The sequence below is a fragment of the Brevibacillus aydinogluensis genome (genome assembly GCF_961514395.1).
In the GTDB taxonomy this organism is placed as follows: domain Bacteria; phylum Bacillota; class Bacilli; order Brevibacillales; family Brevibacillaceae; genus Brevibacillus; species Brevibacillus aydinogluensis.
In genome coordinates, this window is sequence record NZ_OY569118.1 from 2,811,828 (window position 1) to 2,833,286 (window position 21,459).

The 21,459-nt window shown below is 59.0% G+C and carries 16 protein-coding genes and 1 other annotated feature; of the genes, 2 read left to right on the forward strand and 14 right to left on the reverse strand.

Annotated features, from left to right (window positions below; genetic code table 11):
• Window positions 1-4 precede the first annotated feature (4 nt).
• The 4 genes from Q7F15_RS13905 to Q7F15_RS13920 form a co-directional block, all read right to left on the reverse strand.
• Window positions 5-2,677 carry a valine--tRNA ligase gene (locus Q7F15_RS13905; RefSeq protein ID WP_212132910.1) on the reverse strand — a complete coding sequence of 891 codons (2,673 nt, stop codon included), beginning with the start codon at window positions 2,675-2,677 and terminating at the stop codon, window positions 5-7.
• 37 nt (window positions 2,678-2,714) lie between these two features.
• Window positions 2,715-2,962: a binding site (T-box leader), on the reverse strand.
• Window positions 2,963-3,030: 68 nt separating this feature from the next.
• The gene (locus tag Q7F15_RS13910; protein WP_171565491.1) at window positions 3,031-3,342 is read right to left on the reverse strand and encodes an STAS domain-containing protein; all 312 of its coding nucleotides are present in this window, start codon (window positions 3,340-3,342) and stop codon (window positions 3,031-3,033) included.
• Window positions 3,343-3,436: 94 nt separating this feature from the next.
• Window positions 3,437-4,675, reverse strand: a complete 1,239-nt coding sequence (locus tag Q7F15_RS13915; protein WP_212132909.1) for an ATP-binding protein — start codon at window positions 4,673-4,675, stop codon at window positions 3,437-3,439.
• Complete coding sequence (locus Q7F15_RS13920; RefSeq protein WP_249179093.1) at window positions 4,672-6,771, reverse strand: SpoIIE family protein phosphatase; 2,100 nt, start codon at window positions 6,769-6,771, stop codon at window positions 4,672-4,674. The genes Q7F15_RS13915 and Q7F15_RS13920 overlap by 4 nt, the downstream gene beginning before the upstream one ends.
• Window positions 6,772-6,925: 154 nt before the next feature.
• Here Q7F15_RS13920 and Q7F15_RS13925 point away from each other — a divergent pair, with 154 nt between their 5' ends.
• Complete coding sequence (locus Q7F15_RS13925) at window positions 6,926-7,108, forward strand: YszA family small membrane protein (protein ID WP_171565493.1); 183 nt, start codon at window positions 6,926-6,928, stop codon at window positions 7,106-7,108.
• Window positions 7,109-7,164: 56 nt separating this feature from the next.
• Here the strand turns inward: Q7F15_RS13925 and Q7F15_RS13930 are convergent, their stop codons facing one another.
• The 8 genes from Q7F15_RS13930 to Q7F15_RS13965 form a co-directional block, all read right to left on the reverse strand.
• Complete coding sequence (locus Q7F15_RS13930) at window positions 7,165-8,160, reverse strand: YutH/CotS family kinase-like spore coat protein (protein WP_212132908.1); 996 nt, start codon at window positions 8,158-8,160, stop codon at window positions 7,165-7,167.
• Between the two features lie 4 nt (window positions 8,161-8,164).
• Window positions 8,165-9,145 carry a YutH/CotS family kinase-like spore coat protein gene (locus Q7F15_RS13935; protein WP_212132907.1) on the reverse strand — a complete coding sequence of 327 codons (981 nt, stop codon included), beginning with the start codon at window positions 9,143-9,145 and terminating at the stop codon, window positions 8,165-8,167.
• Window positions 9,146-9,158: 13 nt separating this feature from the next.
• Window positions 9,159-10,970, reverse strand: a complete 1,812-nt coding sequence (locus tag Q7F15_RS13940) for a LysM peptidoglycan-binding domain-containing protein (RefSeq protein ID WP_212132906.1) — start codon at window positions 10,968-10,970, stop codon at window positions 9,159-9,161.
• Between the two features lie 242 nt (window positions 10,971-11,212).
• Window positions 11,213-12,631: a protoporphyrinogen oxidase gene (gene hemY, locus Q7F15_RS13945; protein WP_171565497.1), complete on the reverse strand. Its 1,419-nt coding sequence runs from the start codon at window positions 12,629-12,631 to the stop codon at window positions 11,213-11,215.
• Between the two features lie 3 nt (window positions 12,632-12,634).
• A complete protein-coding gene (gene hemH / locus Q7F15_RS13950; protein ID WP_171565498.1) occupies window positions 12,635-13,576 on the reverse strand; it encodes a ferrochelatase in 942 nt (313 codons plus the stop codon).
• Between the two features lie 16 nt (window positions 13,577-13,592).
• Window positions 13,593-14,630 (reverse strand): uroporphyrinogen decarboxylase, encoded by a 1,038-nt coding sequence (gene hemE, locus Q7F15_RS13955; protein WP_171565499.1) that lies wholly within the window; start codon window positions 14,628-14,630, stop codon window positions 13,593-13,595.
• Window positions 14,631-14,748: 118 nt separating this feature from the next.
• The gene (locus Q7F15_RS13960) at window positions 14,749-15,591 is read right to left on the reverse strand and encodes a DUF4097 family beta strand repeat-containing protein (protein ID WP_171565500.1); all 843 of its coding nucleotides are present in this window, start codon (window positions 15,589-15,591) and stop codon (window positions 14,749-14,751) included.
• A gap of 1 nt (window position 15,592) precedes the next feature.
• The gene (locus tag Q7F15_RS13965; RefSeq protein ID WP_171565501.1) at window positions 15,593-16,144 is read right to left on the reverse strand and encodes an HAAS signaling domain-containing protein; all 552 of its coding nucleotides are present in this window, start codon (window positions 16,142-16,144) and stop codon (window positions 15,593-15,595) included.
• Window positions 16,145-16,643: 499 nt separating this feature from the next.
• Here Q7F15_RS13965 and Q7F15_RS13970 point away from each other — a divergent pair, with 499 nt between their 5' ends.
• Complete coding sequence (locus Q7F15_RS13970; protein ID WP_171565502.1) at window positions 16,644-18,281, forward strand: esterase/lipase family protein; 1,638 nt, start codon at window positions 16,644-16,646, stop codon at window positions 18,279-18,281.
• Between the two features lie 98 nt (window positions 18,282-18,379).
• Here Q7F15_RS13970 and Q7F15_RS13975 read toward each other — a convergent pair whose 3' ends face one another.
• Both Q7F15_RS13975 and Q7F15_RS13980 read right to left on the reverse strand, forming a co-directional pair.
• Entirely contained in the window at window positions 18,380-20,257 is a 1,878-nt protein-coding gene (locus Q7F15_RS13975) for a bifunctional metallophosphatase/5'-nucleotidase (protein WP_171565503.1), read from the reverse strand.
• A gap of 89 nt (window positions 20,258-20,346) precedes the next feature.
• On the reverse strand, window positions 20,347-21,138 hold the full coding sequence (locus tag Q7F15_RS13980; RefSeq protein ID WP_212132903.1) for an alpha/beta fold hydrolase: 792 nt from the start codon (window positions 21,136-21,138) through the stop codon (window positions 20,347-20,349).
• Window positions 21,139-21,459 lie beyond the last annotated feature (321 nt).

Sequence of the window (21,459 nt, forward strand, 5' to 3'; positions counted from 1 at the left end):
CGGTTCATTCGCTTTTCAGTTCCGCCAGGCGGGCAATCACTTTGTCCCGCTTCTCCATGTAATCAGCCAGTTTGGCCTTTTCTTCGTCAATCACTTTTGCCGGGGCTTTTGCCATAAAGCCCGGGTTGTTCAGCTTGTTCTCGATCCGCTCCACTTCCTTGTGCAGCGTCGCCAGTTCTTTTTCCAGGCGTTTGATCTCCTGGTCGAGATCGATCAGCCCGGCCAGCGGCAGGAACAGCTCCGCACCCGTCACCACAGCGGACATCGCCTTGTCCGGCGTCGCCAACTGCTCACTGATCTCCAGGCGTTCAGGATTGCAGAAGCGGACGATGTACTCTTTGCCCCGGTTCAGGCGTTCCAGCGCAACGGCGTCGCCCGGCTTGATCAGCAGCTCGATCTTTTTGGACATCGGCACGTTGACCTCGGCGCGAATGTTGCGCACGCTGCGGATCACTTCCATGAGCAGGTTCATCTCTGCCTCGGCATCCGGGAAGCTCCACTGTTCATTGACAGTCGGCCATGCCGCCACCGTGATGCTCTCGCCCTGGTGAGGCAGCGCCTGCCAGATTTCCTCGGTGATGAACGGCATGAACGGATGCAGGAGGCGCAGCGTTTGATCCAGCACGGTGGCGAGCACGGACTGGGTCGTCTTCTTCGCCGCCTCGTCGCTGCCGTACAGCGGCAGTTTGGCCATCTCGATGTACCAGTCGCAGAGATCGTCCCAGATGAAGTTGTACAGCACACGTCCTGCTTCGCCAAATTCAAACGCGTCCATCAAGCGGGTCACGTCGGCGATGGTAGCCTGCAGACGGGAGAGAATCCACTTGTCCGGCGTGGACAGTTCGCCCGACAGGTCAATGTCCTCGTAGCGGAAGCCGGCCATGTTCATCAGGGCAAAACGGGAGGCGTTCCAGATCTTGTTGGCGAAGTTGCGGTTGGATTCCACCTTCTCCCAGTAGAAGCGCTGGTCGTTCCCCGGCGAGTTGCCCGTCGCCAGCGTGAAGCGGAGCGCGTCTGCCCCGTATTTTTCAATTACTTCCATCGGATCGACGCCATTGCCCAGCGACTTGGACATCTTGCGCCCTTCGGAATCGCGAATAATGCCGTGAATCAACACGGTCTCAAACGGATTTTTCCCGGTAAACTCCAGGCCGCTGAAAATCATCCGGGCGACCCAGAAGAAGATGATGTCGTAGCCGGTGACCAGCACGTTGGTCGGATAAAAGTACTTCAAGTCCTCGGTCTCGTCCGGCCAGCCCAGCGTGGAGAACGGCCAGAGCGCGGACGAGAACCAGGTGTCAAGGACGTCCGGGTCCTGCTCCAGCTTGTGGCTGTGGCAGTGCGGGCACTCGGTCACGTCGTCGCGGGACACAATCGTCTCGCCGCAGTCCTGGCAGTACCATGCCGGAATCCGGTGTCCCCACCAGAGCTGACGGGAAATGCACCAGTCGCGAATGTTTTCAATCCAGCGCAAGTAGTTGTTCTTGAAGCGTTCCGGAACGAATTTGACGCTGTTCTCGCTGTACGCATTGGCGATGGCAGCATCGGCCAGAGGCTGCATTTTGACGAACCACTGCGTCGACAGGTACGGCTCGACGACGGCGTCGCTCCGCTCGCTGTGACCCACCTGGTGGATGTGCTCCTCGATTTTGAACATGACGCCCTGCTCGGTCAGGTCCTTGATGATCTGCTTGCGGCACTCGAAGCGGTCGAGGCCCTGATACTTGCCGGCGTTTTCGTTCATCGTGCCGGTTTCGTCCATGACCACGATCTGCGGCAGGTTGTGTCTTAAGCCGATTTCAAAGTCGTTCGGATCGTGGGCCGGCGTGATTTTCACGGCGCCGGAACCAAACTCGGGGTCGACGTAGTCGTCAGCTACGATCGGAATTTCCCGGCCGACAATCGGCAGGATCACCGTTTTGCCGATCAGGTGCTTGTATCGTTCGTCATCCGGGTGAACAGCGACAGCAGTATCACCCAGCATCGTTTCCGGACGGGTGGTCGCCACTTCGATGTAGCCGCTGCCGTCAGCCAGCGGGTAGCGCATGTGGTGCAGCGCGCCCTTCACCTCTTTGTAGATCACCTCGATGTCGGAGAGCGCCGTGCGTGCGACCGGGTCCCAGTTGATGATGCGGTTGCCGCGGTAGATCAGGCCTTTTTCGTAGAGACGGACGAATACCTCGCGCACCGCCCGGGACAGTCCTTCGTCCATGGTAAAGCGTTCACGCGAATAGTCCAGCGCCAGCCCCAGCTTTTCCCACTGGTCGCGGATGTGTTGGGCGTAGATGTGCTTCCACTCCCAGACTTTTTCCAAAAACTTCTCCCGACCCAGATCGTGGCGGGAAATGCCCTGTTCGCGCAGGTTTGCTTCCACGCGGGCCTGAGTGGCGATTCCGGCGTGGTCCATCCCCGGCAAAAACAGCGTGCTGTAACCCTGCATTCGCTTGGCGCGGGTGATGATGTCCTGCAGGGTGGTGTCCAGAGCGTGCCCCAGGTGCAGCTTGCCCGTCACGTTCGGCGGCGGGATGACGATCGTGAACGGACGTTTGTCCGGATCACGCTCCGCCTTGAAAAACTGCTTTTCGATCCAGTACGGATACCATTTGCTTTCCGCTGCCTTCGGATCGTAGTTCTTCGGCAGCAGTTGATCGATGTCTTGCGTCGGTTGAGTCGACATAGCACATCCTCCTTCGGAAAATAAAAAAACCTTTCATCCAAAGGACGAAAGGATCATTTCGCGGTACCACCTTTGTTAACACACGGCGCGTCGAAAAGACAGACGGGGCGTGCGTTCCCTCAGACACATAACGGCTGTTGACCGGTTTCGGCTAAGCGGCATCGCTTCACCGAAACAACTCCCGGGCGACCTTCAGCCATTCCCTGCCTTAGAGAATCTCGCAGCAAATGATTCTCCCTCTCTGCCAAGGCGTCCTGGCCTACTCTTCCCGTTCATCGCTTGTTCCCTGTTCTGTTGCAGATTCTAGGTTATTATTATATACAAACTGCGCGCAGCCCGTCAAACCCGGCCTGCTACGCTTTTTTGACGCCAATGCCGAGCGCCTCCGCAAACCCCAGCAGTTCCAGGATGTCCAATATCTCTTCCCGCACGTTGACGATTTCCACGTGTTTGCCCGCACTAAGCAAATCCTTGGTGGTGTAAAACAGGCTGCAAATCCCTGAAGAATCGACAAACGTCACGTCGCGAAAGTCAACCGTCACGCGTTGATTCCGCTCCCCGTATTCGCGCAGCAGCCGCCCCACTTCGTCCCCTACGGCCATGTCCAGTTCTCCGGCAAAAAACAGCGCGGCCTGTCCGTCCGCTTCGATTGCCCGGTATTCCATGCACAAACTCCTCTCCCTTGGTTTTCTCATCACGCCACCGGTACTGACAGTTCCCTGCTTTCATGTATTACCCTTTTGTGCATTTCCCAAACATTCACAATGGTTGGACGCGGCACTCCAAGACCAGTTTTGTGCCCGCCGACGAACTGCAAAGCAGGAGCCGGTCGCAGCACCGCAGCATGACGTGAAACCCGACACCCAGCGAGTTTCGGGTGGAATAGCCCTGGATCAGCGTCGCACGCGGCAGTTCTTCCAGATCGATGCCGCCCCCCTGGTCATGGACGACGGCGCGGCACACTTGCTCATTTGCCCGGTAGAGAGTGACCGTACCGCCGCTGCCGTGCTTCAGCGTATTGCTGGCCGCTTCGTTCAGCGCCACGATGTACTGCAATAGACGCTTGTCCGCCATTCCGAGCGGCTCCAGCACCCGTCGGCACTCGCGCCTCAGCCTGCTCAAATCCTCCGGAGCCCGTACGTCAATGGCAGCCAGCATCTCTCCTTCCCTGATCAGTACAAACAGTTCCTCGTCAGTCAACAGGACCAGCTTGTCGCCCGTCACCGACGCCAACACCTGTTTGTACAAATCCCACTCTTTTTTCTGCCGCCGCCGCTCCTCGGCAATCGCCTCCGTAATGTCGATCAGCGCAAGGCCGCACGTCCGGTCCGGCAGGGGAGACGCGTACAGCTCGTAGACACGGCTCCCGTCCGGCGCCACGACCTGTTCCCTGAGCGCGGTGCCCGCGTCCGCCGCCCGTGCCGCCAGACGGCGCATCTCCTGCTCCAGCGGCTCGTCCACCCGAGCTGTCCCGAGCGGACGCAGGCGGCCGTCCTCCACCAGATAAAGGTAGATCGCCCCCACCTGGCGCAGGATGGAGAGCTTCTGCAGCTCCTGCTTGATTATCCGGCTCCACTCGTCGTTCCGCTCCCGCATGTTTTTCAACAGCGAGGCCGGGTCGAGCTCCCCGCTCAGATGCCAGCGGTGAAACTCATCCAGGAGCAGCCGCTCCAGCACCTCGTTCCGGCGCAGCACCTTTTCAATATCCAGCACGTAATACGGCACATTGCGGATTCCCCGGACCAGGCTGCCGATAATCCGAAAGTCGGCGGCCAGCTCCACTTCAATTCGCCCATGCAGCGGCTGCCCGGGACAGTACAGCCCCACTGCGGTCCGGCTGACCGCGCGCAGCTCCGCGACAGCCTCCGCGCCGTCCGCCAAAAGCGTCAGACGAACCTGCCGGGGCGGCAGCACCTTCTGCGCCGAGCGGCCCACCCGCAGTTCGTTCAGGCAGTTGCGGCAGGAGGGCTCGTCGGGACACCGCTCACACAGTATCATGCTCCTTCCCCCTCTTTCTTCGCAGCCGTTTGAAACTGAAGGATCAACAAGGAAATGTCATCCTTCTGCTGCCAGGCGCGGGTCAATTCCCAGACGCGCTGCTCCACCAGGGCAATGCGATCTTCGGCCGATGTCCGGCATTCGTTCCACAATGCGGACAATTCCCGGCGCCATCTGTCGGGGCAGCGGCTCGAATCGCGCCGCTTCAGGTCTGGCAGGCCATCCGTGTAGACGAGCAGCATGCCGTCTTCAGTAATGTCCATTTCCTCCCGGACGTAGCGGCTGTCGGACGACAACCCCAGCCCCAAGCCCCCGGCGCAGGAGAACAGGCCGACCTTGCTGGCCGACAGGTACAGCGGCTGGGGATGGCCCGCCCGGCTGAGAAAGAGCTTGTGGGCAACAGCGTCGTACACCACGATCAACATCGTGATGAACGAGCGCGTTTTGCTCAAATCCGCATACAGCAGGTTGTTCAGCCTGTAGAGTATCTGGTCAGGCTCCCAGCACGTCTGGATCACTGCCCGCAGCGCGCTGCGAATGCTGTTGGCCATCAGGCTGGCCGGCAGGCCGTGTCCCGATGCGTCTGCCACGACAAAGCAGGTGTAGCGCTGGTCAATCCGGACGTAATCCACGTAGTCCCCGCCCACGTAGGCAACCGGCAGATAGACCGCTTTTGCCTGCAGGCGCGGCAGCACCATCCGTTCCTCAGGAATGAGCAGCAGTTGAATTCTCCGCGCAAGCTCCATCTCCTGCTCCATCAGGCGCAGTTCAAGCGACTGGTTTTCGTGCAGACAGCGCAGGATCAGACCACGCACGTTGACCGCGAGCAGTCGGTAAAAGGGGTGCTCCATCTCTTTTTCATCCGCCTCTTCGTCCGCCGTCTTGGCCAACACCACCACGTAGCGGGGCGACAGCGGCGAATCCCGCTGTTCGTCGACGACAATCTGCTCCGTCAGCGTATGCCGAATTTGCGGATGGTCCGGATTGCCCCGGACGCTCTCGTAATAGACGACACCATCCGCTGACTCCAGGGACAGCCGCAGGTATAAAAGCGTGCCCATTTTGGCAAACCAGGCGTCCACCAGCTCCTCGATCACCAGCTGCAGGTTTTCGTAGCTCACTTCCCTCATGCTGTGCTCGTTGCTGACGATCAGGAGCTGTTCATAGCGCTGCTTCAGCTTGAGCAGCTGCGCCATCTGGGCGTTTTTCCGCCCACTCTGCTCCAATTGCTCCGCGAACCTCCGTTCCAGTCTGTCCACATACCCAAAGGCGCGTTTGATCACGCTCCGGTTGGCCCGGATTGTCAGCACCAGCCTCACCAGCGCCACCAGCGCTCCCAGGGCCATGCCGATCAGACTGAGGCGCGGTATGGCGGCAACGGATAAGGCGGCAACCACGGTACCTGTCAGCAGTACCGCCGCCATGGATGCATCATGGAGGGAAAATGTCAGTCTTTCGTACGAATGGGTGCAGTCGTCGATTTCCAGTGAGCGTTCACTGACTCGCTCACGACGCTGATGCGCCCGGCAGAGAAGCCAAAGCGAAGTGGCCCCCGCTCCAAACAGCAGAGCCGGAGACAAAAAGGGCAGCGCCGCCGTCAAAACAATAAACGGCAAAACGGCCGCAAGCAGGCGGCGCCGATCCGGCTGGGCCGCATCCGCCATCCGCCGATTGGCGAGTGCCAGGGTGACGGCGGGAAGCAGCAGCAAAAACCCGCTTTGCAGCGCCATTTGGGCGTGCAGCTGGCGGGACAAATCCGGCATGAGCATCAGGCAGACGGCTGTTGTGCCCAACATGGCGCACAGCGTCAGTGCGTCCAGCAGCGTCTTCCACCGCTCGCGGCCGAGATACGGAGCAAACATCGTGTGCAAGGCCAACAGAAAAAAGAGCGAAAAGCACACACACAAAGACAGGCTGATTATCCGGCCCCAAGCCATCGGGATGAATCCCAGCAGGTGTCCGGCTCCCCAGCTGATCAATCCCCATCCCAGCCAAAACGCATCCCAACGCCTATCGCAAGCTGAACGACGGGACACATGCACCAGATACGCGCCCGCGCCCGTACCCAGCGTGTAAAGAAGAGCTTCCCAGATCATCGTGGATCTCCTTATTTTTGCTATCCTATCAGACTATTTTCATTTTACCTACCCGCTCACTCCTGCGTCCAAACCTGTTTTTGCCCCGATAAGCGCGGCTGGTGCAAGGCACTGGCTGTATTCCTTGCGCATATGCTGGAACGAGGTGATTCCGATGAACTGCCGCTGGAAATTCCACCCCACCTACCTGAGGATCAAGTACGGCTGCAAACAGGTTCTGCTGCCGCTGATCATCTTTCAGTTCATCCGCACGGTGATCGTTCCCACATCGTTTGACGTCGTCCTGCTCGGCATCCTGGGGCTCTTGTACGTGGCCATTTACCTCGGCTGGCTGTAGGGGACTTCAATGAGGACAGCAAAAAAACAACGCCCCACTCTGTGAGACGCTGCTTGTCAAAAGGCCTGCTGAACCCAGCGGTTGAGCCGCATCAACCGGTCTATATCCTTCTCCAGCCGCTTGACGGCGTACAGTTCGTTCCAATCCCGCATGCCGCCGTAGTAGATTTCGATATCCCGCATCACCCTTTCCGGGTAGGTGAGAAAGATTGAAAGCAGGTCGATCTCATCCGGCCGAAGCGGAAAGATGCTGGTGTAGTGATGAAACAGTTGACTCGCCCCCGCCGCGTCGCCCGCCTGGTGAAAATAGGCGCGGTAGAACAGGGTCAGGTCACGGGTGGGCGTGTCAAAGAGGGCGCGGTCAAAGTTCAGCAGCTTTCCCTTCCCCGAGCGGTCGGGCATGATGTGGGCCGGATGGGGGAAACCGTGGATCAGGGACAAGCGGAAGTGGGCGTGGGTCTGGTGCCGTTCCCGCCAATCCCGGAGCCGGGCAATCGCTGTTTGGGCCAGTTCGGACACGTACGCCTGATTGGCGAGGAAGACCACGTCAAACGGCGATGGATACAGGCGCTCACGGGCCAGGTCGGCCGCCTTCTCCGCATGTGCCAACAGATGCTGCCAGCGTTTCAAAAGGGAGTCGATCAGCGGCTCTACCTGGCGAGGATCGTCAAACCGGAAATTTTGCGTCAAATGGTGCAGCTCGGCCAATCGTTCCACGGTCGGCGTCGCCCAGGCCAATGGCTGATTGTCCCACAGTTCGCCCCCGGGCATCCAGACGGTCAGGTAATACGTGGTCTCTCCCTGCTGGACGTAAGGTTCGTCGTATTTCGTGTAACAGTACGGCACGGTTCCGTCCCATCCCCGCTGCTGCAGATGGCGCAAAACGCCGCTGACAAGCAGCAGCTTTTGCGCAGAGACCCGCGTCCGCTTGCAGACAAACGATCCGTAAGGGGTCAACACCTTGTACACGTTGGGGGGTTTTAGTTCATCGACGGTCTGGGCGTACATGTCGTATTCACGAAACAGCGGATAAATATCGTCAAAGCGGCTCATACGCCTACTCACTCCTTGCACCCTCAGCCCGCTCAGCCACACGCCGCAGCAAACCGTCGACGGCTTGCTGACGAACGAGGGCCTGCTCAAACTCCGCTGCCGAGCCCCCGTCCGGCTGACCATCATCCTCCATGTATTTTTCCATTTGTTTCCATAATTCCGTTGGTGCCGCCAGAAACGCCAGCATTAGCGTATAGTCGCCGTAACTGAGCGGTTTTGCCTCCTCGTAGCCGTCGAGAAAGGCATCCACCTGAGCTTGGTCATGATGCGTCAGGTACAGATCCCGCAAAAAGACGGCCACATCCCGCTGCTGAACGGACAGCGTCGGCTGGAAAAAGCCGCGCAGGTAAAGCCTGCCATCGATCATGCCCAAATTGTCCCGGTGCAGTTCGCCGTGCGAGACGGACAGTGCAGCCGGATCAATCCGCGAGCTGGCCAACAGGTCGGCGCTGCGCTGCATACGCTGGAGCACGAAGGGAAACAATTCGGCGACTCGCCGCCGTTCCCCCTCCGCCCGCCTGTACCTGGCCCGTACCGCTTCCCACAATTCCCGTGCCCGCCTTGACTCGGCCACCGCCTGAAGCTGTTCCTGGCGCCAAAAGTCTACGGCGGGAAACAGGCTGCTCTCCCGCTGGGCTGCGTGCATCATGCCGATGATCCTGCCGCATTGGCGGATGGTCTCGTGATCCGTCGGAACCGGTTCGATGTGGCGCAGATGGTCTGTCAGGGTAATGCCGCGGCTGGCCTTCACCAGATACGGTTTGGCATCCCGCGTGCGAATGAACCGTTCCAGTTCGCGAAACCCCTGCCGGGCCATCCTCTCCCGCCAGGCAAACGACCAGCGCATCACGTCCACACGCGGCCAGATACGCAGTTCCTTGGTGCCCCGGTTTGTCTCCAGCAGATAGCAGTCTTCCAGCGGCGTCATGTGGATTACCCTCGCCCGATAGCGCCGACAAATCTCGGAAAGGTCGATTTTCTCCACGGTTCCCCGCTCCTCACTCTGGAATGTACAAAATTTGCCCCTCCACTACCTGGTCCGCGCTCAACTTGTTTACCTCCAGGATCTTGGAGATGGGCAGGGAGTACCGCTGGGAAATGGATTCCAGCGTGTCGTTGCGCTGAATGATGCACAGTTTCAACTTGCTGTACCGCTCTTCTTTGCCGCGGATGAACGAGGTGAGGTTGTGCATCGCTTCCAGCGTCCTACTGTCCGGCTCGTACGCGTCCGCCCTGCGGGAAGAACTGGAGGACGACTCGGCGCTTTCGGCTGCCTGCGCTTCCTGTTGGATGCGACTTGCCTGGGAAAAGATGGACGTGAGGTTCAGTTTCTCCCCTTCTCCCTCGGTCGGCTTGCCGGAGATGGCCACACGCACCTCCCGCTCCTCTTCCGGCTTGGGAGCAGTCTGCACTTCCAAAACGTCCGGCTCCTCCTGCGCTTCGACGGTATCCGCCTCTTTCGCCTCCGCCTTGGCCTCGGCCACTCCCGTTTCTTCCGCTTTTACGCTTGCTTCAGCCGCTTCCGCTGCTTCCGCCTCCACGCTTGCTTCGGCCTTCACGCTTGCTTCCGCTTCGGCCGCTTCCGCTGCTTCCGCCTTCACGCGGGCCTCAACCGCTCCCGCCTCTTTTGCCTTCTTGTTGGCCTCGACAATTCGCGATTCACCCGCTGCAGGCCTGGCGCTTCCCGTTTCTTTACCTTCTGCCTGGGCCTCAACACCGCGTGTATTTTTCAATTCGGCCTCGTACGATGATGCGAATCTGGGAGCAGTGGCATCTGGAGCACTCTCCCACCTGCTTTGCTCCTCCCGAGCAGACGCGCGGTTCACCTCCCAGGGTGGAGCCTGATGAAACGACATCTCTGGATATTCGTCTGCTTCCAAAGCCGGCTGATCCCACGCACCTGTCACCTCACCGTATTCCGCTGAGGCGGTCACATCGCCATAATCCGTCTGGGAAGATGGCAAAGGTGAGGCAGGCCGGTCAAACATCGCCGCGTATTCAGCAAGCTCCTCTGCCTCCGCATGAGGCTCCCGCTCCATCCTCTCCAGCTCAGACAGCCTCTGTTCGAGTTCTTCCAACGAAGCTGGACGTGCCACGCGGTCCCGCTGGTCCGGGCTGATTGCTTCGGCCTGCCACTGTTCTGCTGCGCGGCTCTCCACATCCACGTCCGAATGCATGTCCGAGTCCGTCTGCGGCTGCACGTCTGCACGCACGGACATGTCCGCTTCCGCCGTTTCCACCTCCGACTGCATCGCCTTCTGGTCGGATACCCAGTAAGGCTCTGCCATGTGGGCGGCTTCATCGGCGGGGGACGCTGCCGAGTCGGGCTGCAGGGCGGATTGTTGCCCCTGCTCGGTCAGCTGAATGCCGGCAATTTTCAGTTCTGCTTCGATCAGCAGTTGATGCGGCGTTTCCACCTGGCAATCAAAACCGTCTACGACCGCGTAAATGTCCCCCATTTCGGCAACCCGGCTGACTGGGATCGTGATGTTGACGGGGATCCGATGATTCACTTCCTCCTCAAAACCGAACAGCCCGCCGTTGTTTCCCGCCTGCGGAAACGGAGCGAATGTCACCGCTTCCACCAGGGTTTCCGCTCCGCCTTCGGTGGGCTCCGAGGCGCCCCTGGCCGGCTCGTATGTTCCGTACAACTGCAGGCAGCCTGTTATGGAGATGAAGGACTGGTTTTCCAGCACCTCAATATCGGGGACCAATTCCAGCTCTTTCAATTCGCCAATCCCGGCGCGTTCCGCGGGGAGGAATATGGTTTCCTTGATGGCGAACGACAGCAGCCCATCCTGAATCGCCATTCGTGCTCCTCCTTTCAAGTGCAGGACATTTCCCTATACTATATGGACAGGACGAGCCGTTTAGCACTGCAAAATGAAAGGAGCACAAAAGAAATGATAGCCGTGCTGCAGCGAAAAGACGGAGACGTGCGCCAACCAGCGGTCTGCCGGTGATGTCCAATGCTGCCATCAGCAAATGAGGGCAGCCACAACAGCTTTTTTTACATGGACATGCCGCACGGATACGCAAAAAAACCGGGGCATCAATTCCCCGGTTTTTGTGTCAAGTGGTCAAGCAGTTCGCGCATTGCCCGTTTTCCTTGGTCAATGCAGTCGGGCACCCCGACTCCGCCGTATGAGGCGCCTGCCAGCCGCACTGCAGGAAGCGCTGCACCTACTTTGGCAGTCACGTCGCGCAGCCACTGCTGATGGCCGACCATGTAGGGAAGGCCCCTGTTCCAGCGGGTGACCCGGTAAAAATCAGGCGTATCGCCGATCTTCATGACCCGTTTTAAATCGCGAATGACCACGTCGACGATCTCCTCGTCGGAGCGGTCGACGATTTCCTCGTGGCCCGGCTTGCCGACATAGCAGCGGACGAGCGCTTTTCCCTCGGGTGTCGTATGGGGCCACTTGCGATGCGTCCAGGTGCAGGCGGTGATGGTGTAATTGGCCTTGCGCGGCACGACGAAGCCCGTTCCCTCCACGTCCAGAGGCACCGCCTCCGCCGGGTAGGCCATCGCCACCGTGGCCATGATCGTCGGCTTTGCGCCGCCGAGCGGCGGGATATCGACGTACGGACGCAGCAGTTCCTGCGCCACCGGATGAGGGACGGCCAACAGCACTGCATCCGTCCGCAGCGTCCGACCGTCGCTCAACTGCAGCATATATCCCTCCGGCCGCTTTTCGATCTGCCGCACTCCGGTATTCTTCTGCACCGCCTCTGCCGGCAACAGCTGCTCGATCCGCTCCGCCAGCGACTGCAGTCCGCCTTTCAGCGTCATGAACATGCCCGTCGGCTTTTTCGGCTGTTCCGGCTTTGCCTGCGGCCGTGCGTTTTTCATCGCCAGGATCAGGCTGCGGTACTTTTGTTCCATTTGCGCATACTGCGGAAACGTGGAGAGCAGGCTCAGCTTGTCGATGTCGCCGCCATACACACCGGAGATGAGCGGCTCGATGACGTTTTCGATCACTTCGTCGCCGAGACGGCGGCGGAAAAAGTGACCGACTGATTGGTCCTCGCCCGGTTTTCCGCCCGGCAGCACCAGGTCGGCGGCAGCCCGCAGTTTGCCCAGCGGCGACACCAGCGGCGTCCAGACAAACGGCAGCAGTTTGGTGGGAATGCCCATTACCGCCCCTTCCGGTATGGATACGAGGCGATCCTTATGGACGATGTACGCCTGTCCGGCGTGGTTGTGCACAAGCTGATCGCCCAACCCGACGTCTTTGATCAGTTGGGAGGCGCTTGTTTTACGCTCCAAAAAGGAGTCCGCCCCCAACTCGATGGTAAATCCCTGATGCCGCCACGTCTGGATTTTGCCGCCCAACCGGCTGCTTTCCTCCAGCAGGGTAAAGCTGACCGGTACGCCCTCTTCACGGCTCCATTTTTGCAGGTAGTAGGCGGCGCTCAGTCCCGTGATGCCGCCGCCCACGATCGTCACATGCAGGTGTTTGTCGCTCATACGCTATTTCCCCAAGTCCGCCAACTTCTTTCCGACAACATCCGCCAAACAGGCGATAAACTCCGGTCTGGCGTTGGGCATCGGCGGGCGGTAGTAGTTTGCGCCCAGTTCTTCCGTCACCGCTTTGCACTCGATGTCGTTGTCGTAGAGGACTTCCAAATGTTCGGCGACGAACCCAACCGGACAGTAGACAAACGACGTGTAGCCATGCGCCGCGTGCAGCTCTCTGGTCAAGTCCTGCACGTCCGGCCCCAGCCACGGTTCCGGCGTTCTGCCGGCGCTTTGCCATCCCACCGCGTAGTGGGTGACTCCGGCGGCCTCGGCAATCCGTTTGGCCGTATCCTCCAGCTGTTGCGGGTACGGATCGCCCAGCTGCAGAATCTTCTCCGGCAGGCTGTGAGCCGAGAAGATGACCACCGCTTTCTCCCGCTCCGCTGCCGACATGGCAGCAAACGTGTCGCGAAGCGCATTCGCCCAGTAAGCGATAAAGCCCGGCTCCTCATACCAACTGTCGATGCTGTTGATCACCGGACCGCCAATCTTCTCCGCATGGGCTTTTGCCCGAGCGTTGTACTCCTTGACACTGTAGGTGGAGTAATGGGGAGCAAGCACCAGGCTGATCGCCTCGGTGATGCCGTCGCGGTGCATCGCATCCACCGCGTCCTCGATAAACGGCGCGATGTGCTTCAAGCCGAGGTAACCGACAAATTCCGCATCGGGGTGACGGCGGTTCAACTCCGCTTCCAGCGCTCGCACCTGCTCGTCCGTAATCTCAGCAAAACGGTTGATCCCGCCGACCGCTTCGTAACGCGCCTTCAGGTCGTTCAGCAGGTCTTCCGGCGGTTTGCGACCGCGACGAATATGGGTGTAGTACGGTTCGATTTCGTCCTGGCTGCGCGGCGTTCCGTACGCCATCAGCAAGAGGCCCCATTTACGCTTCGCCATCTGTTCACACCTCCCGTCACGAATCTCGGCGGTAACTGTGGATGAAGCGGGTCAGTTTCTGCAGCGTTTCCACCTTCGCATCCGGGAAGACGCCGTGCCCCAGATTGAAGATGTAGCCAGGCTGTTTGGTCCCCTCGTCCAAAATCGCCTTCGCTTTGGCCTCCAGCATGTCCCACGGCGCCAGCAGGAGCGTCGGGTCGAGATTGCCCTGCAGCACCTTGGTGACCCCCAGTTCCCGCGCGGTACGGATGGAGGTGCGCCAGTCGAGACCGACCACGTCCACCGGCAGGCGGTCCCACTCCTTCAGCAGGTGGCCGGCGCCAACGCCGAAGTAGATCGTCGGCACGCCTGTTTCTTTCAGCGCGCTGAAGATGCGGTGCATCACCGGCGCAATATAGGTGCGGTAGTCCTCGTCGTTGAGTGCGCCCACCCAGGAGTCGAACACCTGCACAGCCTGCGCACCGGCGCCAATCTGCGCTTTCAGGTAGCGAATGGTCATCTCTCCCAGCTTGTCCATCAGCGCCTGCCATGCCTCCGGCTGCGTGTACATGAACGCTTTCGTCTTGTGGTAGTGCTTCGACGGGCCGCCCTCGATGATGTAGCTGGCCAGGGTGAAAGGCGCGCCGGCGAAACCGATCAGCGGTACGGAGAGCTGCTGGCGCAGGATTTTAATCGCTTCCATTATGTACGGCACGTGCGATTCCGGGTCCAGTTCGCCCAGGCGCTGCACATCGGAAAGCGTTTTGACCGGATTGGCAATGACTGGTCCGACGCCCGACTCGATGTTGACGTCCACTCCGATCGGCTTCAGCGGGGTCATGATGTCAGCAAACAAAATGGCGGCATCGACACCCAACTGCTCAACGGGCAGCCGCGTGACTTCCGCACACACTTCCGGTATGTAATTCATCTCAAAAAAGCTGTACTTGGCGCGAATCGCCCGGTACTCCGGCTGATAGCGCCCCGCCTGCCGCATGTACCAGACCGGTACGTGCTCCGTCGGCTCGTGGCGACAGGCTTTCAAAAACGTATCGTTAAACGGTTTTGCACTCATGAACAAACCTCTCTTCGTTCAAAGAATGATCCTCTTTCATGATACCATCCACCATTCGACAAATCCCGCATCTTTTGTGTCAAAATCGTTATCGTTTCATAGTGTTTCCAAAAAGTTCCTACTGAATGCGAATATCCCCGGTCGCGGAGCGGACGAGGATGCGGGGTCCGTCGGAGCCGTTCGATCCGTCCAGCCTGTGATCCGTTCGCTCGCTGTAGGATAGTCCGGGCCACTCGGCGTCCACTTCACCCGTGTCGGATTTCAGGTCGAGCCGGACGGCCGCCGGTTTCTTCTCCACTTTGATCTGCACGTCGCCCGTATCAGTTGTGATGTCAACATTGCCGGTCAGTTCGGCCAGCACCAGATCCTGCACGTTTCCCGTATCGCTGTCGATGTTGACATCGCCGCGGATGCCGACCAGGTCCATGTCACCCGTGCCGGTGCTGACCGCCAGCTGGTCGCCCTCAAAGCCGTTCAGCTTCACGTTACCGGTGCCTGTTTGGATCGTCAGGCGCTTGGCCTGCAAGCTGCCGGTGCGAATGTCTCCCGTCACGGTGGCAAGCTGCACGTCCTGATAGGCAGCAGCAGGAATGGTCACCTGGAGTTCCAGTCGAGTGTTGGGAGAGAAGAAAAAGCCGCCCTGTTTTGGCTCCCCCACAGTGATCCGCAGGATACCGTCAGGGGTTACCTCCGTCTGCAGCGTCGGCTTGAGAGCAGCGGACAGCTCCCCGACCAGCCGGACGCTGATCGACGACTCCTGGGCTGCGGAGAAGACAACATCAGCTGTCTCCGTCTTCAATTCGATATTGTTCACCTGCTGTGTGATCGTACGCTGCTCGTCGATGGACTGCACGTCAAAATGGAAATGCCCCCCCTGATGAAACTGCCAGACGAGCCCTCCCACTCCGACAAGAAAGGCAAGAAAGAAAAAGCCGAATAATCGATTACTGATGCGTTTCATCTCATTTCCCCCTGATCAAGCGCAGATTGAAATGCAGGTAGCGCAGAGATTGCCGGTACAGCCAGCCGGTCACCCGGAACAGCCCGATCGCCATCATGCCGCCCAGTCCAAACGACGCGATGCCGGCAAACACCATGTAGGTGCGGTGATCGGATGCTTCCGGAATGACAAAAGGAAACAGCAGGCCGACCGGTGCGATCAAAAGTGCCAGCGAAGCGGCGTAGAGGCCGATCAACACGCCGATGAGCGCAAGAAACGGTCCCAGGACAAAGACGAGGTTAAAGAAGACAAGCATGACGGTCGCGATCACCGTCCGCGTCATGTTGCCGACGGACGCATCGGAATTCGCCTGGTATATCCGATGGTCGGCCAGGATTTCTTGTGCAATCAGCCGGGGACTGCCCAGTGCTTCGGCAATCTCCTGCTCGCTTTTTCCGCTCTTGACACCGTTCAAAAAGTGCTGCGTGTAACTGGCCAGGATGTCCAACCGCTCCTTGTCCGGAAGCTCGCGCAGCAAGCTGTCCAGCTCACGTATAAATTCACTTCTCGTCATAAACGATCCCCCCTGGTTCATCCGATTGACCCCGCAGGCGAATGCACAACTCCACGTAACAAACGGAGTCGTTCCCGATCGGTTCGCCCTGAATCGGGAAGCTGGCAACGGACAAGCATCGACCCGAGCCAAACGCATTTTCCCATTGCTGACTTGTGAACGGCGCTTTCACTACCATTGTACTAGGATCGCGGCGATTAGCGAATACAGCCCCAAATGTACGTTACGAGCAAGGCCCCCGTTTCATTTCATACGTGTTCTCGATTGGGCGACGGGAGACACACATTTCTTCTCTGCGCCAGTCAAGCGGAGGCGTATTTTCCAGTGATGTCTGTTTCAAAAACAAACGACGCCAGATGGCAGCGCCTATGAAATATGAAAATGTGAATCTGACAATCTGTATTATGTCCGGTTGATATAGTTATAGACATGCTGGCAGCATTATTGTAAAATAAAACCAAATATTCCAAATATTAAATTATTTAAGGAGGAATTTGCGATGAGCCGACGTTTTCTGCCCGCCTTGCTCGCCCCTTCCCTCGCCCTTTTGCTGGCCTGGCCGTCCGCTGCCGCAGCAGCCCCCAGTCCCACTCTGCACGACGACAATCCAAACGGAAAAGCAGGTGATTGGTACACCGGAGCGATACCGCCCAACGCTTCGAATGACAAACCGGTATTGCTGTTCGTGCAGGGGCTTCATTCTGACTACACCACGTGGACTGCCTCCGACGACTTTTACACCGCCGCTTACAACGCCGGATACCGCACCGCGTTCGTCCAGCTGCCGGATGCGGAGGGCACCGGCGGCAGCATGTGGACCAACGGCCGCATATTGGCAGATGTCATCAAGAAAGTGGCCGACTACTACCAAGTCCCCCAGATCAATGTAATCGCCCATTCAAAGGGCGGCATTGACACGCAAGCGGCGCTGGTGTACTACGGAGCGCACCCCTACGTCAACGTCGTACATCAATTGGGCACGCCCAACAAGGGGTCGGAACTGGCCGACCTGGCCTACAGCGATTGGACGTGGTGGCTGGCGGAGATTATTGGCATGCGTGACGATGCCGTCTACTCGCTGCAAACCTCCTACATGGCGCAGTTCCGTGAGCAGACAGACAGCCGGGCGGAAGCCCGCAAGGCCACCACGTACATGGGAGCAGGTACCGGTGACGATGGATGGTTTTCCCCCACCTGGTTCGCCCATGCCATCCTCCCCGGCTCGGATGACGGGGCCGTCTCCCTCGACTCGGCGTTCGGTCTGCCGTACGGTATCCGCTCCTTTACGGACAAAGGCTCGGAAAAGCTCTCCCACTTCCAGCTGCGGGATGCCTCCAAGACTTGGGAGCTTGTCCGGCCCAAGCTGAAACTGGCTTCCGCCGGATGGAGTGAAGCCGGAGCGGCTGAAGCCGAGTGGACTGACGCTGGATCGGCCAAAAAAGCGGATCAGGCCGACCGGGTGCCGGCACGCAGCAAAGACGACGCTACCAGTGCCATCTATCGCGGCGGAGAAGTGGACGGCGAGCAGACGGAGCGCATTCCTCTGGAAGGCGGCCTCAAGAACGTGATGATCGACGTCATGGTGGCTGACGAAGCGACCACGGTGGAACTCATCAGTCCGTCGGGGAAGGTGTACAGGCCGGAAGATGGAGAGGCAGTGTCGGACGAACACGGCATCTTCGGCAAAGCCATGCATCACGTCTTCTCGATTGACAAGCCGGAAAAAGGAGAGTGGACCGCGAAAATCAACGGCAAACGGGACGCGTACTTCCTGCTGGCCGCCGTCAAAGGAGGCGTCGACCTGAATTGGCAGGCGGACAAGCAGGTGTTCAAGAAAAACGACACCGCTTCGCTGCAGCTTGAGACGCGCAAAGGCAAAACAAAGCAGACCTCGCTTCAGCAGGCCACGCTGCGTCGGTCCGGATCCGGCAAGGGAACTGAGCTGAAGCGGCTCCGTGTCAATGCGGTCAGCGACAACGAGATGAACATTCGCTTCCAGGTGCCGTCCGAGCCGGGTGTCTACAATCTGTCGTTTGAGGTGACAGGCGTAGACGAATCAGGGGCAGCGTTTACGCGGTCGGTCAACTACAATTTTGCCGTCACGGACGATGACGGTGAGATTCCTCTTCCCGAATAAAACGAAAGAAAGCCCTCCGTCCGGCAGCTGTTCGGACGGGGGCTTTCGCTGTTGCTTCATGGCGGGTAGCAGCAGTATGGTCCTGCCGATCGCTCGTTTTACTCGTTGACTTCGACGATGCGCCCTTCTACCTTTGGGTTCACCGTCTTTTTGTTTATCAACGCTTCTTCGACGATGGTGTAGAGCGTGAGGCCGGTGTTGAATCCCGGTTTGTTAAACGACTCGTAGCCGTCGCCGCCGGCAGCGATGAAGTCGTTGGTGGCTACCTTGTAGGTTTTCTTCAGATCAAGCGGCTGGCCGCCCACTTTCACTTCCACGACACGCTCGCCGGCCGGCTTTTTCGGATTGTAGGTAAAGGACATGCCGCTGATTTGCGGGAATCGTCCTGCGCCTTCCTCCACCTGGCTGACGCCGTTTTCCAGCGCCTTTTTCAGCTCTTCGCCTGTCACTTCGATCACGGTCAGGGTGTTCGGGAACGGCAGCAGCGTGTACAGGTCCTTTTTCGTGATGTCGCCCGCTTTCAACTGGGTGCGGATGCCGCCTCCGTTGATCAGGGCCACGTCCGCTTCGTGTCCTTTGATTGCCTTCGTGCGCTCCAGCATGATGTCTGCGACCAGGTTGCCGACGTTGGTTTCTTTTTTGCGCACCAGGCTGCGGTCTCCGTCCAGATCCACTTCCGACTTGGCGATCACTACGCCCATGACTTCGTCGATCTTGCTGACAATCTCCTGCACCAGTTTCTCTACTTCCGGGTCAGCCTGTACACTCTCATCGTACTCTTTCAACCCGCCGCTAAACGCGACCAGCTCCTTGCCCAGGTAGTACAGGTCGGCACGGCCCAGAGATTTGCCGTATTCCCAGTCCTGCACGATGTAGGTGCCGTTGACCACTTCCGGTGTCTTCAGCGGCGTGTGGGAGTGGCCGCCGACGATCAGGTCGATGCCCGGCACGTTCTTCGCGATTTCGCGGTCCACCTCAATCCCCACGTGGGAGACCACGATCACGTGATCCGCTTCCTTTTTCAACTGCGGCACGACCACCTTCGCCACTTCCACCGGATTTTTGAACGTCAGCCCTTTCACGTTGTCCGGATGCGTGAGAATGGGCGTATCCTCCGCCACGAAGCCTACGAACGCGAACTTCTTGCCGCCGATCTCCGCCTTGTACGTGGGCACGAGGAACTCCGTGCCGTCAGCCTTAAACACGTTGGCGGAAATGATCGGGTACTTCAGCATATCGCGCAGCTTGAGGAGCTGTTCGTAGCCGAAGTCAAACTCGTGATTGCCCGCGGCCATCACGTCGTAGCCGAGGTGATTGAGAATCGGCACGACGGACTCTCCCTTGAACTGGTTGACGAAGACAGTGCCCTGGAAGGTGTCGCCGGCGTCAATCAGCAGGAAGTTCTCGTTTTCCTGACGCCACTCTTTCAGCAGCGTGGCAATCTTGGCAAAGCCGAATTCCTTGAGGCTTGCATCCTCTTGAATATGTCCGTGCGTGTCATTGGTGTGGGCGATGGTGATGTGCGTGGTGGCCGCGTCCCCGATAGCCTGGAAGAATTCGCCGCGGGTCACCTGTGCCTTGTTTTCCAGCTTGAGCGTATAGCCCAGCTTTTTCGCCATCTCCGTCAGCTTTGCGGCGGACGGCAGTTGTGTCGGAGTGTTGATGTCGTTTGCGCTAATTGCTCCCTGGCTGTTTAGCCAAGTCAGGTACGGTGCGGACCAGTGGGCGCCTTTGCCCGCCGAGGCGGTGACGTGGACTCCTTTCAGTTTGGCAAAGACGACGGCGGCCTCAGCCAGCGTCACGCTGCGCTCCAGCGCCAGATCACCGTTTTGTCCCGGTAAGAGGATGGACTTTTTTACCATCCAGTCCACATGCTTTACCGGATGGAGCGGCGCGGCAAACGCCGATCCGGCCATCAGCGACGAACAGATCGCTGCAGCCACTACGGCCAGGCTGATGCGACGTGCTTTTTTCATGAGTGCTTCTCCCCCCAAAACAATAATTGATAGAATAGGACAGCACTACTGATTATAGCAAAATTTTCTTGCGATTTGTCCACGTTTTGTCAGAAACTTCCCATAAATTCGCCAATCGCCGCCGTCAAGTCATCCGGGACTTCCAGCATGCCCATGTGGCCCGCTTTCGGCAGCAGCACCTGGCGAACGTGCGAACCGTCTGCCGTGAAGGTCTTGGCCGGGGAGACGATCTGGTCCTGTTCGCCCGCGACAAGCAGCACAGGCAGGCTGGTTTTCTGCAGGACGTGCCGTCGATCCGGCCGATCTCTCATCCCCTGCAACGTGCGGATCGCTCCCTGCGGATCAGTCCCAAGACCTATTTCCCTGGCCAGCCGCACATCGTCAGGACGGGAGGTGACGCTGTCTGGGGCAAACAGCCTGGGCACAAGCGCCTTGATAAACGGCTCCATCCCGTTCTGCCTGATGCTCTCCATGCTCTTGTCGCGGTTGGCCTTTCCCTGTTCGTCGTCGGGATACGCGGTGGAGTGGATCAGCCCGAAGCCGGTCAGCCTGTCCGCGTAGCGCTCCGCAAACGCCAGCGTCACGTAACCGCCCAGCGAGTGGCCCAGCAGCGTCGTCTGTTCCACTTCCAGCGCATCCAGCAGATGAACCAGATCCTCTGCCAGCCGTTCCATCGTGTACGGCTCGTCAGGCGCGGAACTGCTGCCGTGTCCCCGCAAGTCCGGCACGATCACGCGGAACCGCTTTGCCAGTGCGGGTATCACCTTTTGCCAATAGGCTGAACTGCCGCAAAAACCATGTACCAGCATGAGCGGTGCGCCGCTGCCCGCATCGGTGTAGGCGAGGCGAACGCCGTTTGGCAACGATACTTGTTTCATCATCGCAAATCCCCCTCGTTTTTCTCCTATTTTCAAAGTGTTGCCCGGCCAGGCGGATTCATACACCTGTCGGCTGAAAGCCGGATCACGTGGAATCCCCGGCCGCCGGAGCGGAACAAGTCCGCTTGCCAGGGCTTGTCCTGCCCCGGTATGATTGGAAAAACACGGTAATGAACTCCCTCAGGCCAATCACGCGCTGGAAATCAATCTGGACGCGGAGGCGTCGCTCGACGTGCTGCGCCGCCTTATGCGGGATATGGCCACGTTCCTCTCCGACCGCCTTTCAATACCCGCACGATTAGGATACGGACTGCGGAGACCGCC